Annotated in this window: 1 pseudogene; it reads right to left on the bottom strand. The window is 79.3% G+C overall.

Annotated elements, in window-relative coordinates:
• A pseudogene (locus G5C51_RS42285) lies at positions 1-700 on the bottom strand (hypothetical protein); the annotation flags it as partial.
• Positions 701-759: the final 59 nt, after the last annotated feature.

Below are 759 nucleotides of genomic sequence, written 5' to 3'. Positions count from 1 at the left end.
GGTGGGGTGTGGCGTCGGGCTCCGTCGTGGGGTGGAGCGCGGCGTCGGGTTCGGTTGTCGGATGGGACGCGGCGCCGGGTTCAGTGGTCGGGTGGGGTGCGGAGTCGGGTTCGGTCGTCGGGTGGTGCGCGGCGTCGGGCTCGGTGGTCGGGTGGGGTGCCGCGCCGGGTTCGGTTGCCGGGTGCGGTAAGGCGGTGCCTGCCCGCGCGGCGCGCTCGTCCGCGGCGTCGGCGGCGGCCTCGTCCGTCATGCCGTCCGCGGCGCTGTGGGCGGGGGCCGCGTCCGTGGTGCTGCTGCCCGGGGCCCTGTCCTCCGCAGCGTCCGTGGGCTCGCCTGTCGCGCTGTCCGCGCTGTCGGCCGCCGCCCCGCTCGCGACCTTGTCCGCGGGCTCGCCCGGCGGCGCCTCCCCGGATCGCGTGCGAGGGATGGGCGCCATCTTCCCCGTGGCAGCCGAGGAGGGGGCAGGCCGGGGCCACTCGACCCGCGGCGGCGCCGGGCGGGCGTCCTCGGGCTCCGATACGGCCGTCTCGGAAGCGTGCTCCGCCTCCGCCTCGGAGGCCGCCACCGCGCCTCCCGCGTCCGAGGGCGCCACTGCGCCCTCCGCCTCCGGGCGCGCCACCGCGCCGTCCGCGTCCGCCCCTCGGCCCCCGTCCGAAGGCGCCTCCGACTCCTCCTCCGTATCCGGTACGACCTCCGTCACAACCGCCCCCCGCCCCCGCTCCGCCGCCGCGGTCCGCAGGACCGGCTGCTGCCCAGAGG

Origin of the sequence: Streptomyces coryli, assembly GCF_011044975.1 — a bacterium.
Classification (GTDB): domain Bacteria; phylum Actinomycetota; class Actinomycetes; order Streptomycetales; family Streptomycetaceae; genus Streptomyces; species Streptomyces coryli.
Note: the sequence above shows the minus strand (reverse complement) of the source record. Positions and strands in the feature narration are given on the sequence as shown.